This window comes from Streptomyces dengpaensis (genome assembly GCF_002946835.1).
Classification (GTDB): domain Bacteria; phylum Actinomycetota; class Actinomycetes; order Streptomycetales; family Streptomycetaceae; genus Streptomyces; species Streptomyces dengpaensis.
The window spans coordinates 35,900-51,320 of the sequence record NZ_CP026654.1 but is presented as its reverse complement, the minus strand read 5'-3'; the positions used below and the strand labels follow the sequence as shown (position 1 = coordinate 51,320).

Sequence of the window (15,421 nt, the reverse complement as noted above, 5' to 3'; positions counted from 1 at the left end):
CCGCCGCCCGCACCACGGGCGACGGCTTTTCAGCACGGCCCGCTCCGGGAAGGCAACGGCCCCTCGGGGCCGATTTCGGCTCCGCCGACCGCCGTTTCGGGAGCAGCCGCCCGCGTTTCGGGAGCGGCCCCCACCGTTTCGCCCACCCCCTGAACGACCCCCTCCGGAGGCCCTCATGACGATCACCGACATGCCGCAGACTGCGGCACCCGACACCCCTGTTTCGAGGACGCCGACCGCCGTTTCGGACGCACCCGAGTTCGTTTCGGGAGCGGCCGGGGGCGTTTCGGAGACACGGAAGCGGAACCGGATCAAGCCCAAGCGGGACCGCTTCACGGCCGCCCTGCCGTACGTCGCAGCGGTCTTCGGCACGCTGGTCGGCGCCATCGGCTTCGCTATGTCGTACGACACCCTCGCCAAAGTTGCTTTGAGCTGGGGATTCAGCGAGGGCCTCGCGCCCTGGTTCCCGATCGGCGTGGACGCTTCGATCCTGGCGTTCCTGGCCCTGGACCTGTACCTGATCCTCAAGGGCATCCCGTGGCCGGTGCTGCGGATGGCCGCGCACGGCATGACTGGCGCCACCGTGTGGTTCAACGCGTCCTCGCAGGGGGCGGTCGGCAACGACCCGGTCCAGTCCGCCTCGCACGGCGTCATGCCGGTCCTCTTCGTGATCGGCGTGGAGGCGGCACGGCGGCTGTTCATCAAGAAGGCGCAGCTCGAAGCGGGTACGCACGCCGACCGCATCCCGCTGCACCGTTGGATCCTCGCCCCGCTGGCGACCCCGAAGTTCTACCGCCGGATGAGGCTGTACGGGGTCACCTCCTACCCGGAGATGATCCGCCGTCAGCAGGACCTCACCGCCTACGAGCAGTGGCTCAAGCGCAAGTACAAGGGCGACCTGAACAAGGCGTCCGAGGATGAGCGGCTGCCGATGAAGATGGCCGCCTACGGCTACACCGTCGCGCAGGCCCTCGCGATGCCTGAGCAGCAGGAACGCCAGGCTGAGGAGCGGGCGGAGGAAGCCGAGCGCCGGCACCTGGACGCGGAGACGCGGCGGGAGGTCGCGCAGAAGAAGGCCGAAGCCGACCGGCTGGAGGCAGGCGGCGAACTCGAAGCCGTCCGCGCCCGGGTGGAAGGCACGACCGCTCAGGCCCGCGCCTACGCCCGAGCCCAGGCCAGCGCCGCAGAGCGGGCCGCTGAGCTGGAGGAGAAGGCGCTGGAAACCGCCCTGGTCGCCGAAGCCCGCGCCCGTGAGGCGGAGGCGGAGCGCAAGGAAGCCCAGGAGCGCCGCACGGCGGCTGCCGCCGACCTGGAAACGGCCGAACTGGAGCGGCGCGCGGCGGAGAAGCGGAAGGCAGCGGCGGAGGCCGACCGGGTCGCCGCGGCGGAGGCACAGGCGATCGAGACGGCGGAGATCGCTGAGGCTCGCGAGCGTGCTGCCGAAGCCGATCGGCGTGCTGCCGAAACGGAGATGGCCGCTGCCGAAACGCGCCGCCGCGCTGCCGAAGCCGACCGGCTGGCGGCGCAGGAGAACGACCGCAGGGCGGCTGCTGACGCCAACGTCCAGGCCGCCCGGCTGCGCGAGGCCGAAACGGAGATGGCTGCTGCCGAAACGCGGCTCGCCGTCGCCGAAGTCGAGCGGCGCGCGGTCGAAATGGAAGACGAGGCGAAGCTCACCTCGCGCGAGCGGGCGGTCCGCAAGGTCGCGCGCATGGCGCTCGCGGCCGGCCTGGTGACGGTCGGCCTGGGCACGGACGAAATCCACCCCGCGCTGTCCCGGGTGGTCTCGATCGCCGACGTCCAGCGCGAGACGGCGGTGTCCTCCACGGACACGGCCTCGAAGTACCGCCAGGAGGCGGCCGAACTGCTCGCCAGCGGCTACCGCCCCGGGCAGTGACCTGCACGAACCGCTGTTTCGACGGTTCCACCGGCCCCCGAGCTGCTGCTGACAACTCGGGGACGCGGTGAAGGCGCCGAAACGCCGCCCCAAGCCTCCCCCGATCCGGATCGCACCACCCTGTAAAGGAGCAAAACCCTGATGAGCGAGACGAGGAAGCCCAACAAAGGCGTGTGGACGCCTGACCTGCTTGCGGAAGGCCCGGAGAAGCGACGCGTGTTCATCGAGCAGCGCCGGCAGTACCTCGCCCCCCTGCTCGCAGAGTCGAAGGCCCTGCTCGCCGAGATCGAGGCCGACCTGAAAGAGGCCGACAAGCTGCCCGGTGACCTGCCGTTTCAGGCGAAACTGCGGGCGCACCACACGGTCCGGCCGCTCGAGAAGGTCGTCGCCGACCTCGAGGACGTGATCGTCCAGCTCACCACGTACAGCGCGCGGTACCGGCGCAGCTACGAGGAACTGCCCGAGAAGCGGGCCGAGAAGGAAGCCGAGCGGCAGCGCCTGAAAGAGCTGAAGGCCGGCGGCGGGCAGCCGCAGATCGACGCACCTGCGCCGAAAGCGGAACCCGCTGAGGACCCGCACCCGTTCTTCGCGCACCTCAACAAGGGCGCGTGATGCCGGGCAAAGATCCCGCGCGGACGAAGCGCCTCACCTTCGAGCTGTGGTCGCCCCGGATCAACGGGGCGGCCACACCTCGCGACCGGGTCGTCGTCCTCCTCGACGCGGCCCGAGCGCACCTTCCCGACGACGATCCGATGTGGGCGTCAATGGCCGACCAACTCGGCAAGTACCTGAAGGAGCAGGGCTTCGGCTCGTAACTCTCCGCGTTCAAAATCAACGTTCAAATCAAGGAATCCGGCCGCTCCGGCTGTTGCCACACGCGCGCGTCACGCGCGCGCGTACGCGAGGCGGGCGGTTACGTCAAGTGAGGACGAAAAGATGACCGACGACGGTCGGGGCGCGGACGTCATCACGCTCCCCATGCTCAACCTGGCGCCCCCCGGCGGCGCTCCCGACGACGGGGTTCCACCCCCGCCGGAAGCCGGTGACCTGGCCCCTCCGCCCGACTTCTTCCTGCCGTTCCCGACCCCCGGTGACGACGACGATTCGAGCACCGTCGACCCCGACGACGTCGCCCCACAGATGGTCGCCAATGCCTCAAGCGGAACCGGAACACCGGCCCGCGCGACGGCCTCGATGGCGATGGTCACGATGGCGGCGATCGCCGTCGCGGCGCTGCGCGGCACGTGGTCGGTGGCGAACTATCTGAAGGCGCGGCGCGAGCATCACGACGCCGTCGCCGACAAGGCGCGCGAGGCGGCCGACAAGCAGAAGGTCACCAACGCGGCGGCCGGTGCGAAGAAGGGCGCGCAGTCCGGGCCCGAGTTCGGACGCGGCGCGACCGGCAAGGGCGGCGGCGGTCGCTCGGGCGGGTCCGGCGCCGGCGGAGGCTCGGGGCGCGGCACCTTCGGGCAGCAGCAGAGGCCCTCCCCGAAGGGCGGCGGCCGGGGCAGCTCGGCTAACGGATCTGCCGGGGCCGGCGGCCGCGGCACGGGTGCGGGCGCGGGTCCGAAGGGTTCGAAGAACGGACCTGCTGGCGGCGGCTCGCGTACCTCGGGGCCGGGCTCATCGGGCAAGGGCTCGAAGGGCGCGGCCGGAGGCGGCACCGGATCGTCGGGGCCGGGCTCGGGATCGAGCAGGGGCTCAACGAGCGGTGCGAAGAGGTCCCCGGGCACGCTCGGAAAGCTCGCGACCGGCCGCCAGCAGCGCAAGAACGACGAAGCGAAGGCCGGGCGTCAGGCGACGGCCGATGAGCGCAAGGCCGACCTGGCCGACCGCGCGGCGGCCCGGAAGGAAGCGGCAGCCGAGGCCGCCGACCGGCGCAAGCGGAGGGCCGAGAAGCGGAAGGCGAAGCGCGAACGCGAGAAGGCCGGCGGCACTAGCCCAAAGACGCCGAAGCCGACCTCGAAGGTCGACCTGACCAAGAAGCCCAAGCCGACCCCGACCCCGACCCCGCCGCCGAAGCCGACCTCGAAGGTCGACCTGACTAAGAAGCCCAAGCCGACCCCGACCCAGAAGGTCGACCTGACCAAGAAACCGAAGCCGACCCCGACCCAGAAGGTCGACCTGACCAAGAAGCCCAAGCCGACCAGTTCGAAGGGTGGGACGAAGAAGACGCCGAAGCCGCCCCGGACGAAGAAGCCACGCAGCGGGCGCCGGAATCCGAAGCCGAAGGGGAGCACGACGGGACCGAGGACGGGTCGGCGGCGCAGGAAGGGCCGCACCACGACCGACCCCGGGTCGATGCCCGGCGGCGACGGCGAGTGGCTGCGCCCCCCGCCCGGCTGGGACGTCACCTACAAGGTCGAGGTCGAGGTCATCCGGCCCGAACCGCGGCGACGTCAGCCCGCCGGTATCACCGCAGGTCGCAGGGAGCTGCCCGCCGGATCGTCCGGTCAGGTCACGCCCACCCGATCCGTACCGAAAGAGAGCCCGATCGTCATGGGTACAGCCGTTGCAGTCGGCGAGGTCGGCGACACCCAGTTCGTCGACGCGGAACTGACCGTGTACGACCTGATCGAGTCCGACGAAGAGATGGGTGAGCAGATCCTTCAGGGCGTCGATCACATGAACCTCGTTGCCGCGAAGTGCGAGGGCCTGAAGTCCGGGCTCGAATCGCTCTACGCGATGTGCATCGAGAAGAAGGTGCCCGGCGTCCTCGTGATGTGGTGCATCCGCCTCATGGAGCGGGCCGGCAGCGTGCAGGACAAGGCTGAGGCGTTGCGGGACTCCCTGCCGCGCGCCTCCGAGGCGATCCTGACGGCGCGCGACACCGCCGTCGAAGCCGACAAGCTGCGCGCCGACCGGGTGAAGGAAGCCGGGCACGTCGCACCGGCTGAGCGCGAGTACCACGACCGAAGCGGGGCCTGACCATGAGCACTGAAGTCGAAGCCTCCGGGAGCGGAGGCGCGATCGAACCGACCAACGTGCAGACCAGCGCGGAGGTCACCGCGTCCGGTGCGTCCGACCTGCCCGCCCCGGGCGAGGGTACGGACGCACCGGCCGAAGGCGGCGAGGTCACCCCGCTGAACGGGGGCCGGATCGTCGACGTCATCGCGGACGTGATGACGTTCATGCTCGTCATCGCGCGCCTTGGGATCGCGGCGGTGGCGATGCGGATGCTCTCGCAGGCCGTGAAGGGCGCGTACTCGTACGTGGAGGACTGCGCGCAGACCGTCGACGGGCTTGCCGACGTCGCCGCGTCGCTGGCCGTCGACGACTCGGTCACCTCCTCGCACCATGACGCGGCAGCCACGATGCGGGAGTCCCTCGCCCTCGCCGACGCGCTCTCCGCTGAGGCGGCTGAGATGTCGACCGAGTTCGACAACGCGGCCCGTGACCACGAGAGCGACTACGGCGACGTGAACGAGGCGATGCAGTCCGGCACCGCCGACGTCGCCGAACGTGAGTGGTACAGCAACCGCTGACCGAATCCGCCCCTGAAGGCGCCCGGCCCCCGCACGAGGGGCCGGGCGCCTTCCGCATACCTGAAAGGAGTGCCGGCGATGCCGCTGCGCACGTACATCCAGACCACCCGCCGCGCCGGTTCGGCCGCAGTCAGCGGCGTCGGCCGGCTCGCGACCCTCGCGGGCGGCAGCGCCATGACGGCGGGGCTGTTCACCGACGCCGGCACCCTGCCCGCGATCCTCACCACGATCGCGGCCGGACTGGGCGGGGCGTTCCTGTCGCCCCGCTTCCAGCTCGCCCACCCGATGAAGAAGCCGATCGTCTACACGATCTACCTGACGCCGCACACCGTGCTCGTCTCCAACCTCATCACCGAGCTCGCGTGGGACGCAACCGAGGGCCGCCTGGTCCAGGGCGGCGTCGCCGTGCTGTGGACGGCCGGAGTGTGGTGGCTGCGCCCCGGGAAGCTCGCCAAGCGCGTCGCGAAGTGGCCCGAGCCCGTCATCGAGACCGAGGACACCGAGGGCGACGGAGACGGCACGGGCGCCGAAGCCGAGGTCGCCATCGCGATTCCCGACGATCCGGCGGGCCGGTGGTGGGCCCTGAACGCGGCGAAGAAGGACGGCGTCGCGGAGGGCACGCGCGTGATCGCGGTGCGGGCGATCGAGGACCGGCGCCGCGTCGCCGTCGCGCTCACCGCGATTGAGAAGGGCGAGCCCGTACCCGACATCAAGATCAAGCGCCTGTCGGCCCTGATGAACGTGCCCGAGGAACTGCTTGAGATGCAGGCGATCCCCGGGCATGGCGCCGGATTCGCGATGCTGCTGATCGGCCCCAAGCCTGAGGCGGGCCCGGCGCCCGACGACGACGTCTGGGCGGAGATCGGCCGGTCCGCGCTGCCCGGCGTGACCCTCACCGAGATCAACGAGTACGACATGTCGAAGGAGCTCCACCCGTGACCCCGGCAGCCCTCGCGAAGAAGCACGTTGAGGAAAAGCAGGAGGTGATGCGCGAGTACATGCTGCGCACCAGGCCGGGCGGCGTGAAGGGCGCCGACCATGACGCCCTGTGCGACCTCCTGGAGGTCGACGACCCCAGCCGCGTGATCTTCGAGCAGGGGCGGGGCCGCCAGGCCGTCGTCCGCGTCTTCCCCGTGAACCCGCTCGCGAAGATGCGCGCGATCACCCTCGAAGACCTTCAGCTGGACGAGAACGGCTGCATCCGTATCGGCTCGTACTACGACGGCGAGCCGCTGCGGATGCGGGTGCACGACCCCGAGACCGGCAACGCGCAGCGCATCATCATCTTCGGCACGACCGGCGCCGGTAAGAGCCGTGCCCTTCAGGCGTTCCTCGCCGCGTGCAAGCGCAACGGGATCGTCGTGCACCTCGCCGACCTCAAGGGCGGGCAGTCCGTACCCGAGGCGAAGGGCAACGTCGCCACGCACGTACGGACACTCAAAGAGGCCATGGGCCTGCTGCGGGCCGCCGTCGCGAAGGCCGAAGAGCGGTTCAACCGGTACGCCGACATGGGCCGCTCGGGCTTCCTGATCAACAACCCGGACCCGCTCGAGTACGTCGTCATCGACGAAGCCAACCGCCTGCTCGAAAAGGGCAGCCCGTTCCGGGCCGAGGCGGCACGGCTGATCAAGGAAATCGGTCGGACCGGGCGCAGCGTCGGCATCGGCATCGTGCTCGCGGCGCAGGCCGGGCACCTTGACGAACTCGGTGGCAGCGACACATTGAGGGCCATGTTGAAGGAAGGCGAGGTCATCCTTCTCAGGTGGAGCTCGCAGATGATGGCCTCGCTCGTTGGCGACGGCCTGCTGCCGACCGGTGAAAACCTTCAGCCCATCCCGAAGATCCTCGGTGCCGCCCGTCGTATTCAGCGATGGGGAGCGCCCGTTGACCGCAGCAAGGAGAAGCCGAACAGCCAGGGCATGTGCTACCACCTGACGTCGGCCCGGCCGACGTCGGTGGCGCGCTTCTTCCTCGTCGGCTCGCTCTCGCCGCACGAGGGGTTCGACCCGGTGATCCGGCAGCTCTACGGGTCCGCGCCGCCCCCGGGCAAGCCCCTGAAGCTGATCTACCCGCCGCCCAAGGACGGCAAGGGCGGCCAGGCGGCGGAGGACAGCGACGGCCTGGAGTACGGCGAGGGCGACGAAGGCGAGCCCGAGTCGCTGCCGGCGATGCCGAAGACGCTCAAGGAACGGATCCTCGCGGCGCTTGACTCTGGCCCCCTGTCCGAGGCAGACCTCCTTGCCGCCCTCGATGAGGACGGCGGGAAGGACGCGAAGCGCGGCTCCGTGCGCACCACGGTCAGCACCCTGCGCGGCGAGGAAAAGCTCGCCCCGAAGGACGCCTCCGGCCTGATCAGCCTGCCCATGTGATCACGGGCGCCCCGAGACCCACCCCCGGGGCGCCCCCACTCCCGCACCCCCTGCGCCCTCCCCGCCGCCACGGCAGGGAGGGCGCCCCCGCATCGCCGTCACCTACACCGCCCCTCCCGAAGGAGTTGCCCACCGTGGCGCTGACCGTCTCCCTGGTCGTCCTCGCCGGAATCGCCGTGCTGATCCTGCTCCGCACCGGCTACCTGCGTATCTGGCCCGCCCTCGCCGCCGTCCTGTTCGGCTTCACCCTCGCCTCCACCGGCATCGCCCCCGCCATCACCAACGGCATCAGCAGCCTCGCCGGAATGCTCAGCAGCATCGGATAACCGCCCCACTCCCCCACCCCGCGCCCTCCCCGCCACCCCGGCAGGGAGGGCGCCCCCGCATCTGCCCGGATGGAGAACACCGTGAACTTCGACCACATCACCCGCCCGCTGACCGAAGACGAAGCCAAGGCCGAAGCCGAGCGGATCATGGCGCGGTCGTTCTACGGGCCCCAGACGCCCCCCGTACGGCACATGCCGACGTCGTTCCGCGACGACACCCCGCTGCCCGCCTACGGCAACACCCCGCCCGTCCATCAGGACGACAAGCGGATCGTGCCCGCCTGGGCTGCCGGGATCGCCGTCGCGAGCATCGGCGTCGGCGCCGGGTCCGTCGGTCTCGGCTGCTGCGCCTGGCTGGTCCTCAACGGCCTCGCCTCGGTCACGCTCAACGGCGTGCTGATGGTGACCCTGCCCTTCGCGGGTTTCGCCATGGCCGTCACCGCGATCGGCGGCGCGATCAGCAAGGCCCGCAGCGCCGTCACCAACAACGTGTACGAGGGCTCGGTCACCCAGAACACCGAGATCAACAACACCAGCAACCAGCGCGGCATTTTCTCCCGCACCCGCAACGACGTCCGCTGAACTCCGGACGCCCTGCCCCGTATCCGACACCCCGCCGACAGGCCGGGCTTCGGGTGCGGGACAGGCCCTCCGGCCGCACAGCCAGTCGCAGCCGATCCAGACGCGGCCATGGTCATCGACCTCGGCATCCCGGATCTGCCCGCCGGCCGCAGCCGTCGCCTCCGGGCCCGCCGCTCACCGCCTGGCCCACTCGCACGCTCCGTGAACACCCCACCAACACCTTGGAGTTGCCCCGTGCAGTCCCACGACCACACCCCCGGCCAGAACCACCAGGAGCTCGCCTACCTCCCGGTGCCCTTCCCGAAGGCGCCGCCCAAGAAGCCGCGGTTCGCCGCGCTGCGCGCCTGGTGGGACACCGCGTGGGAAGAGAACGGCGTCCTGTACACGATGTGGGAGGACGTGCTCAGCGTCCCCGAGGCCGGCTTCCGGCACATGGCCCCCTGGCTCCGCGCCGTCCTGATGGTGGCCGGAGTCTCCTTCGTCGTGCTGATGGCCAAGGCCGCCGGCGAAGTCGTCCTCGAGGCGCTGCACCAGCTGCTCACCGCCGTGCCCAAGGTGCAGGTCGGCGTCGACACCTCCAGCGGGGTGTTCGCCGTCGTCGACCAGCCGGTGCGCACGTACATCGCGCAGCACGCGGCCGGCCTCCCGGTCGAAGGCTCCACCGTCTACACGCTGTGGCTGCTCACCGGCATCGTCGCCCTGGTCCTCGGCTACCTCTCCCGGAACAACGGAGTGCGCGCCATGTGGACCGCACACGGCGCGGCCACCGTGTTCATGGTCTGGACGGCCACCCCGGACACCAGCCGCCCCGTCGCGGTCGCCCTCGCCGTTCTCGCCTGGACGTTCCTCTCCGCGTTCGCGATGCGCGGCCTGACCCTGCGCCGCCCCGCCGCCCGCCCGGTGGAGATCACCGTCCAGCCCGAGATCCACGTCCCGGTGCAACCCCCGGCCGCGCCCGCCGACCAGCACAACGGCTGCCCCTTCCGGGACTGACCTCCGGACGCTCCGCCTGGTCCTCGCCCACCCGCTCCGGCGCGGTGGGCGAAGACCGGACAGGCCGTCCGGCCTCACGCACCAACACCCCAGTCCCCCTGCCGCGCAAGGAGATTCGTCATGCCGCAGAACACCCAGACCCCGAAGCCGGTGTACGGCTGGTTCATCCCCGCGCAGACCGCCGCCCCGGCCAAGCCGAAGCTGTCGCTGCTCAAGCGCCTCGCGCTGGCCGCCGCGGCGGTCCTCGCGATCGTGCTCGGCTCCCACACCAGCGCGGACGGCCAGCCCGCCAGCCCCTCCCCGAGCCCGTCGGCCACGACGACCGGGCGGTGACAGCCGTGGACATCAAACTCCCGTGGATGAGCCGCTCCGACCGGCGCCGCTGGCGGTCCGCCCGGACCATCAGCGACCTCAGTGAGCTGATGGCCCTCTGGCTGGAGGGGAAGATCGCTTCCCGCCCCGGCTACCAGCCGCGCTACGGCCCCGACGATGAGACCGCGCACCTGGTGCCCAGCCTCGCCGCCCTGTGCCGGGCCGGATACGTCACCACCTGCTCGCAGCCCGGTTTCGCCGGCACTGGTGCGGACGGTCTGTGGTGGGAGCAGCGCGCCGCAGTCGAGCTGGTGGTCACCGACCCCACGCTGTTCCACCGCCTGGTCGACGCCGCGTACGCCGCCGGGCTGTTCGTCCGGATCAACGACTACCGCCCCGATGGCGGTGTCCAGGAGGAGCCCGTCGTCGCCACCACCCGCGACGGCGAGGCCATGACCGCGTTCGGCGGACGAATCAGCCGCGCGGACATGGCCATTCAGTGGCCAGGGCTGGACCGCGACCTCTACCGCGAGGTCAGCACCGGCACATACGTCTCGATCATCGCCCCCGAGTACGGGACCCCGGGCGAACGACTGTGGGTCACGCTCGACTTCCTCACCGGCCAGCGCCAGCACGACCCGGAAAACCCGTGGGCGAGCAGCACCCGACCGGCCGACTCTGCCAGCCGCTGACTTTCCCTCACCGTCCGGTTGCTCCGCCTGGTCCTCGCCCACCCGCTCGTGGTGGGCGAGGACCGGACAGGCCGACCGGCCACCAGCACCACCCCGCGCCCTGCCGACGCACCCGCGCCGGCGGGGCGCGCTGCTTGCTGTCCACCGACGTCTGGAGGAGATCGCACGTGCTCATCCCCCGACCGCGCCGCCGGATCGGCCGGCCCCGCCCCCACCGTCCCGGACCCCGCTACCCGCAGCGGCCCCGCCGACTCTCCGGCGCCTGGAGCGCGTGATGGACAGCCCGGACGATGACGACCTGGTCGACGTCGACCTCTACGACGACGACGGCTTCCCGGAGTTCGGCAACAACCAGGCCCCCAGCGCCGTGGCCGTGCGCGCCGCAGCACGCGGCAAGGGGCCCGTCCCGGAGACCGGCCTCGCCACCCGCCGCCAGTTACGGGCGATGGGCCTGAGCCCCGGCGGCCACGACCCCGTCGCCCGGCTCATATGCCGGGGCGGGAACCGGTGGGCGTGGCTGTACCGCGTCGACCTGGCGGTTCCCAAACGGACACCCACCCTCGCCCAGGAGATGGCTCTGGACCGGGCGATGGCCGCGAGGCAGACATGCCCCACGTGCCGAATCCGGTACTACGCGTGCCTCCCGCTGCGCACCCAGGGCCAGTGCGAGCCGTGTGACAAGGGCTACGAGCCCAGTCCCGACACCGTCATGACCTACCCGGAGCCGACCGCACACGGTCTGGCTGCCTGATCAACGAGTCGCTTGAAGGAGACATCACTCATGGCCTTGACCACCCTGTTCGCCCGCCGTCCCGCCGTACTGGACACGGCGACGTGGACGCCGGACGGCACGACCGTCGTCCAGCGCTACCGCGGCGCCGTCGGAGAACGAGAGGGCGCGATCGTCCTCGTCTACACCGCCGACGGCGACCGAGGAACGTCGTCCTTCGCCACTGCCTGCCTCGGCTGCACCTACCGCGCAGTCAAAAGCAGCCACAGCAGCCGACTGGCGGAGAAAGAGGCCGCCGACCTCGCCAACACGCACGCGGCCAGCTGCCGCGCGATGGACCGGGGCATCCCGGCCGCGCCCGACGACGACCAGGCCGCGCAGATCGTGCGCGCCCGGCTGCAGAGCCTGCGCATGGGCGGCACCAACCGCCACTACGTCTACCTCAGCGACTTCCACGCGGACCGTGTCGACCTCCAGCGTCCGGCGGACTTCATCAAGATGAAGATGCTCCGGCTCGTACAGGATGAGCCCGACTTCCTGGTCGCCCGGCCCACCACCAGCGGCACGGGCACCCAGTTCCTGGTCCTGCCGCACCCGCCCCGGAACTGACACGGTGCGCGCCCGAACCGCGCTGCTGCTCGTGGCCGCCGTTTCGCTCACGGCGACGGCGGCCGCCGTCGCACTCAAGGCCGACGCCTGGGAGCTGACCGTCTCCCGGAACGCCATCCGGCTCTCCCCCCGGCCTCGCCCGGGCTGCCCGGACTGCCGTGGCGAGGGCGGCTGGTGGTCCGAAGGTCTCTACCCGGGCGGGGAGTTGTGCTGGTGCTGGGACCGGCCGACACGGACTCTCCGGCTCTTGCCCGTCCGTGACCCCTGGCCGGACGAACCGCCGTTCTGACCTTTGACCCACCCGAAGCCACCCCGGGGCGGCCCGCACACCACGCGGGCCGCCCCACCCACGTTCCGCAAGGAGAACCCCGCGCATGACGACGTTCACGGCCCCCGCCTCCACCATCGACAAGAACCTGGACACCGCCTTCGCTTCTGTCGCTAGTGAGATCGGACGCACGGACGGCAAGGCGTCCTTACTGCTCGCCTTCAACGGCGCCGTCCTCGCCGGTCTCGCATCCGTCGCCGACAAGGACCTGCCGCCGGTGACGAAGGTCTTCGGCGCGCTCGCCGTCCTCGCCCTGGGCACGGCCGCCGTGCTGCTGCTCCTGGTCGTCAGGCCTCGCCTGCGCGGCGACGATCGGGCGTCCTTCCCGCACTGGGCGCGCCTGGACGAAGACGAGATCCGCAGCTGTATGGACGGCGATACCCGCGCCGCCCGCATCCGAGTTCTGTCCACCCTCGCCGTACGGAAGTTCACCCACCTGCGGCGCGCGGTCGACCTGTCGCTTGTCGCCCTCACTCTGCTGCTGGCCGCCGCCGGCGGCTCGCTGATCTGACGGGCCAGCCGTGACCGCCCGAACCCGTGTCGACCGCGTCCGCGCGTCGGCGGGCATCGCGATGCTCGCCCTCCAGCAGATCGAGGACGACCTCACCGGCGACGACGTCACCGCCGCCGAACTCGCGGAGACCCTCCGCGAGTTCCACAGCGAGGCCGACCCACAAGACGGCGTCCTCGGCAAGCTCGCGCAGCTGTTCACCCGCTGCGCACAGACCGCCGACCGCCTCAACGAGGACGGCGACGGCGACACCTCCGCTCCGCTGAACGACGCAGCCGAACTGCTCACCGAGGGCGTTGCCCTCCGCCTGTACTGGGCGACCCGCGTCCTTGACCCCCAAGGAGAAGCCGAATGACCGCGCCCGCACCTCTCTACCCGGACCTGCCGAAGAACGCGCTCGTGGTGCTGATCGGCGCATCTGGCTCCGGGAAGTCCACGCTCGCCGCGACCTGGCCGCCCCACCAGGTCGTCAGCCTCGACAGTCTCAGGGGCGTCATGTCCGACGACTGTGGTGATCAGAGCGCCACGGCCGACGCCGTCGACGCGATGCTCCTGATCGTCAACCGCAGGATGGCCCGAGGCCTGAACACGGTCGTGGACGCCACTTCCGTCCTCGCCAAGGACAGGGCCCTGCTGGTCGACGCGGCGAAGCAGCACAACATGCCGGTCATCGCGGTTCTCGTCTCCACCCCGCTGCCCGTGTGCATCGAGCGGCAGCAGCCCCGGCCCGCCAACCGGGCCGTGCCCGACAGTGTGGTCACCGACCAGCACCGGGCCATGGTCGCCGCCCACCCGAACCTGCGCTCGGAGGGCTTCAACGAAGTCTTCTTCTCCGACACCTTGTACCGGCTGGAGCCGCTCCTGGAGCAGATCAGCAACATCCGGATCCGGGAGCTCGGACAAGGCGGCGACGACGGCCTGGGCGACCTGATCGTGCCGCGCCGGTTCTTCGGTCCCGAACTCATGCCGTTGTGGCGATGGAAGGACGGCTCCCGCCTCGCCGGAGACGACCGCGTCGCGGAGATCCGCATCGGCCAGCAGTACCTCAACCTCGCCCTGCGCACGGACATCGACGGCGAGGGCAGCATCGGCTTCGAGGTCCTGCTGCCCTGCCCCTTCGACGACGAATGCGAGGGCGAGGCGTGGGCGCCGGCCTACACGGTCACCGACCTGTGGGGCGCGCTCACCGGCGATCGCGACCAGGACCCCGACATCGTCTGCACCGTCCACGGCGGCTTCGACGACGTCGACCAGGAGGCCGACGACCATGCCGACAACAGCGGCCAGGAGGACGACCCCGAGGGGCACGCCGACCTCGAGGCACAGGCGATGGAGGCGGTCCACGGATGACCACCGAGCCTGACAGCCCTGCTGCTTGCGGCTGGGACCAGGCCACCTACCGGTGCGGCCGGTGCGGTGCCGAGTACACCGTCACCACCGAGGAGGCCTACCTCCAGGCCGTCGGCGTTCATACCGATGCGCACGCCGTGTGGGACCGCCTGAACCCCATCGAGCGGGACGGCTTCGCCTCGATCCTCCGCGTGATCCTGGCCTCGGCGGACCTCGGAGCCGAATTCCTGGCGATCGCCGACCGGATGAAGCGTCTCCAAGGCGGCAGCACCAGCTGACCAGCCCGCACCCGGCACCGCCGCCTTCGGGCTCGGCTCCCTCACGAGGGAACCGAGCCCGAAGGCCAGCAATAGCAAGGCCGATCCCCACGGTCCGGCCTGAGCGCCCTCCGTACCGATCACACCCACGCCGGGGGTCCCCGGCCGGCCCATCACCATCCAACTCGACTACCGAGGAGGCCCTCGTGACCGCTTCCGTCCAGCCCGCCGCGACCAACACGTTCGCCGCGCTCATCGCCTGCTTCAGCAGGGACCTCGCCGCGCTGCTCGGTGAGGAGCAGCCGGGCGACGTCACCCCGACCGGCTTCATCGACCTCGTTGAGCGCGGCATGCACTTCTTCGGCGCCGCCCGCGTCGACTACCTGCAACGCGCCGGCGAGGAACTGGACTACGCGGTCGGCCACCTCACCGACGCGCTGACCATCACTGGGGCCGACCAGCGCGATCGGCTGGCGCGGGCGCGCACGCATCTGCGGTACGCGCTCGAAACGATCCGCTGACCCGCGAGTTGAGCGCACTCTGTGCCGCCCCGGACCCCGCAACCGCCGGGTCCGGGGCGGTCGCAGTGGCCCCTCAACCACGAGAAGCACGAGAGGAGATGGGCGTCATGGGCCTGCCCTACTTCGAGGTCGACGTCCCGATCAAGAGCACCGACCAGCCTGGCCTGCGCGGTGTGCACGTCTTCACCGGACCCGCCGACAGCCGCTCTTCAGCCGTCCGGATCGCGCACGAGGTCTACGACGCGGCACGCGCCGCTCAGGAGGCCGGATTCGAGATTCCCGGCAAGCGGCCGGACGGCTGGGGAGCACGCGGCTACCGGCCCGGCTGGGAGCCCGACTGGCTCTCCGCCACGGCTGGTCGCTGGAACGACCCGTGCAGCTGGCTCCGCGTCAGCGACTTCGATCTGTAGCTCCGCCCCGGGACAGCCGCACGTGCTTGGCGGCTTCGACGGCTGCCCC

Annotated in this window: 21 protein-coding genes; all 21 read left to right on the top strand. The window is 70.9% G+C overall.

Annotated features, from left to right (window positions below):
- The first annotated feature begins 175 nt into the window (after positions 1–175).
- The 21 genes from C4B68_RS40805 to C4B68_RS40705 all read left to right on the top strand — a co-directional run bounded on the left by C4B68_RS40805 (position 176) and on the right by C4B68_RS40705 (position 15,372).
- Positions 176–1,897, top strand: a complete 1,722-nt coding sequence (locus tag C4B68_RS40805; RefSeq protein WP_099505601.1) for a DUF2637 domain-containing protein — start codon at positions 176–178, stop codon at positions 1,895–1,897.
- Positions 1,898–2,038: 141 nt separating this feature from the next.
- Positions 2,039–2,509: a hypothetical protein gene (locus C4B68_RS40800; protein WP_099505602.1), complete on the top strand. Its 471-nt coding sequence runs from the start codon at positions 2,039–2,041 to the stop codon at positions 2,507–2,509.
- A complete protein-coding gene (locus C4B68_RS40795; protein WP_099505603.1) occupies positions 2,509–2,712 on the top strand; it encodes a hypothetical protein in 204 nt (67 codons plus the stop codon). Before C4B68_RS40800 ends, C4B68_RS40795 begins: the two co-directional genes overlap by 1 nt.
- Before the next feature lie 121 nt (positions 2,713–2,833).
- On the top strand, positions 2,834–4,825 hold the full coding sequence (locus tag C4B68_RS40790) for a hypothetical protein (RefSeq protein WP_099505604.1): 1,992 nt from the start codon (positions 2,834–2,836) through the stop codon (positions 4,823–4,825).
- Positions 4,826–4,827: 2 nt separating this feature from the next.
- Positions 4,828–5,382 carry a hypothetical protein gene (locus C4B68_RS40785; protein ID WP_240634795.1) on the top strand — a complete coding sequence of 185 codons (555 nt, stop codon included), beginning with the start codon at positions 4,828–4,830 and terminating at the stop codon, positions 5,380–5,382.
- A gap of 78 nt (positions 5,383–5,460) precedes the next feature.
- Positions 5,461–6,321, top strand: a complete 861-nt coding sequence (locus tag C4B68_RS40780; protein WP_099505606.1) for a hypothetical protein — start codon at positions 5,461–5,463, stop codon at positions 6,319–6,321.
- Complete coding sequence (locus C4B68_RS40775) at positions 6,318–7,751, top strand: DNA/RNA helicase domain-containing protein (protein WP_240634794.1); 1,434 nt, start codon at positions 6,318–6,320, stop codon at positions 7,749–7,751. The genes C4B68_RS40780 and C4B68_RS40775 overlap by 4 nt, the downstream gene beginning before the upstream one ends.
- A 134-nt stretch (positions 7,752–7,885) precedes the next feature.
- Complete coding sequence (locus tag C4B68_RS40770) at positions 7,886–8,077, top strand: hypothetical protein (protein ID WP_099505607.1); 192 nt, start codon at positions 7,886–7,888, stop codon at positions 8,075–8,077.
- A gap of 69 nt (positions 8,078–8,146) precedes the next feature.
- Positions 8,147–8,659, top strand: coding sequence for a hypothetical protein (locus C4B68_RS40765; RefSeq protein ID WP_180289370.1), 513 nt, complete (start codon positions 8,147–8,149; stop codon positions 8,657–8,659).
- Between the two features lie 234 nt (positions 8,660–8,893).
- The gene (locus C4B68_RS40760; RefSeq protein ID WP_099505608.1) at positions 8,894–9,652 is read left to right on the top strand and encodes a hypothetical protein; all 759 of its coding nucleotides are present in this window, start codon (positions 8,894–8,896) and stop codon (positions 9,650–9,652) included.
- Positions 9,653–9,772: 120 nt separating this feature from the next.
- Complete coding sequence (locus C4B68_RS40755) at positions 9,773–9,985, top strand: hypothetical protein (protein ID WP_099505609.1); 213 nt, start codon at positions 9,773–9,775, stop codon at positions 9,983–9,985.
- A 26-nt stretch (positions 9,986–10,011) separates the two neighbouring features.
- Positions 10,012–10,656, top strand: a complete 645-nt coding sequence (locus C4B68_RS40750) for a DUF6919 domain-containing protein (RefSeq protein WP_143674467.1) — start codon at positions 10,012–10,014, stop codon at positions 10,654–10,656.
- A gap of 274 nt (positions 10,657–10,930) precedes the next feature.
- Positions 10,931–11,407, top strand: a complete 477-nt coding sequence (locus C4B68_RS40745; protein ID WP_099505611.1) for an RRQRL motif-containing zinc-binding protein — start codon at positions 10,931–10,933, stop codon at positions 11,405–11,407.
- A gap of 30 nt (positions 11,408–11,437) precedes the next feature.
- Entirely contained in the window at positions 11,438–11,995 is a 558-nt protein-coding gene (locus C4B68_RS40740) for a hypothetical protein (protein ID WP_099505612.1), read from the top strand.
- A gap of 4 nt (positions 11,996–11,999) precedes the next feature.
- Positions 12,000–12,284, top strand: coding sequence for a hypothetical protein (locus tag C4B68_RS40735; RefSeq protein WP_099505613.1), 285 nt, complete (start codon positions 12,000–12,002; stop codon positions 12,282–12,284).
- Positions 12,285–12,369: 85 nt separating this feature from the next.
- Positions 12,370–12,834 (top strand): Pycsar system effector family protein, encoded by a 465-nt coding sequence (locus C4B68_RS40730; protein WP_099505614.1) that lies wholly within the window; start codon positions 12,370–12,372, stop codon positions 12,832–12,834.
- A 10-nt stretch (positions 12,835–12,844) separates the two neighbouring features.
- The gene (locus C4B68_RS40725; RefSeq protein WP_240634793.1) at positions 12,845–13,189 is read left to right on the top strand and encodes a hypothetical protein; all 345 of its coding nucleotides are present in this window, start codon (positions 12,845–12,847) and stop codon (positions 13,187–13,189) included.
- Entirely contained in the window at positions 13,186–14,184 is a 999-nt protein-coding gene (locus C4B68_RS40720; RefSeq protein ID WP_099505615.1) for an ATP-binding protein, read from the top strand. Before C4B68_RS40725 ends, C4B68_RS40720 begins: the two co-directional genes overlap by 4 nt.
- A complete protein-coding gene (locus C4B68_RS40715) occupies positions 14,181–14,462 on the top strand; it encodes a hypothetical protein (RefSeq protein WP_099505616.1) in 282 nt (93 codons plus the stop codon). The genes C4B68_RS40720 and C4B68_RS40715 overlap by 4 nt, the downstream gene beginning before the upstream one ends.
- A gap of 185 nt (positions 14,463–14,647) precedes the next feature.
- Positions 14,648–14,962: a hypothetical protein gene (locus C4B68_RS40710; protein ID WP_099505617.1), complete on the top strand. Its 315-nt coding sequence runs from the start codon at positions 14,648–14,650 to the stop codon at positions 14,960–14,962.
- Positions 14,963–15,069: 107 nt separating this feature from the next.
- Positions 15,070–15,372 carry a hypothetical protein gene (locus C4B68_RS40705; RefSeq protein WP_099505652.1) on the top strand — a complete coding sequence of 101 codons (303 nt, stop codon included), beginning with the start codon at positions 15,070–15,072 and terminating at the stop codon, positions 15,370–15,372.
- Positions 15,373–15,421 lie beyond the last annotated feature (49 nt).

Bases quoted from the DNA above. Each gene is read 5' to 3' on its own strand.
- C4B68_RS40805 (WP_099505601.1), top strand. From the start codon at position 176: ATGACGATCACCGACATGCCGCAGACTGCGGCACCCGACACCCCTGTT.
- C4B68_RS40800 (WP_099505602.1), top strand. From the start codon at position 2,039: ATGAGCGAGACGAGGAAGCCCAACAAAGGCGTGTGGACGCCTGACCTG.
- C4B68_RS40795 (WP_099505603.1), top strand. From the start codon at position 2,509: ATGCCGGGCAAAGATCCCGCGCGGACGAAGCGCCTCACCTTCGAGCTG.
- C4B68_RS40790 (WP_099505604.1), top strand. From the start codon at position 2,834: ATGACCGACGACGGTCGGGGCGCGGACGTCATCACGCTCCCCATGCTC.
- C4B68_RS40785 (WP_240634795.1), top strand. From the start codon at position 4,828: ATGAGCACTGAAGTCGAAGCCTCCGGGAGCGGAGGCGCGATCGAACCG.
- C4B68_RS40780 (WP_099505606.1), top strand. From the start codon at position 5,461: ATGCCGCTGCGCACGTACATCCAGACCACCCGCCGCGCCGGTTCGGCC.
- C4B68_RS40765 (WP_180289370.1), top strand. From the start codon at position 8,147: ATGGAGAACACCGTGAACTTCGACCACATCACCCGCCCGCTGACCGAA.
- C4B68_RS40755 (WP_099505609.1), top strand. From the start codon at position 9,773: ATGCCGCAGAACACCCAGACCCCGAAGCCGGTGTACGGCTGGTTCATC.
- C4B68_RS40750 (WP_143674467.1), top strand. From the start codon at position 10,012: ATGAGCCGCTCCGACCGGCGCCGCTGGCGGTCCGCCCGGACCATCAGC.
- C4B68_RS40745 (WP_099505611.1), top strand. From the start codon at position 10,931: ATGGACAGCCCGGACGATGACGACCTGGTCGACGTCGACCTCTACGAC.
- C4B68_RS40740 (WP_099505612.1), top strand. From the start codon at position 11,438: ATGGCCTTGACCACCCTGTTCGCCCGCCGTCCCGCCGTACTGGACACG.
- C4B68_RS40730 (WP_099505614.1), top strand. From the start codon at position 12,370: ATGACGACGTTCACGGCCCCCGCCTCCACCATCGACAAGAACCTGGAC.
- C4B68_RS40720 (WP_099505615.1), top strand. From the start codon at position 13,186: ATGACCGCGCCCGCACCTCTCTACCCGGACCTGCCGAAGAACGCGCTC.
- C4B68_RS40715 (WP_099505616.1), top strand. From the start codon at position 14,181: ATGACCACCGAGCCTGACAGCCCTGCTGCTTGCGGCTGGGACCAGGCC.
- C4B68_RS40705 (WP_099505652.1), top strand. From the start codon at position 15,070: ATGGGCCTGCCCTACTTCGAGGTCGACGTCCCGATCAAGAGCACCGAC.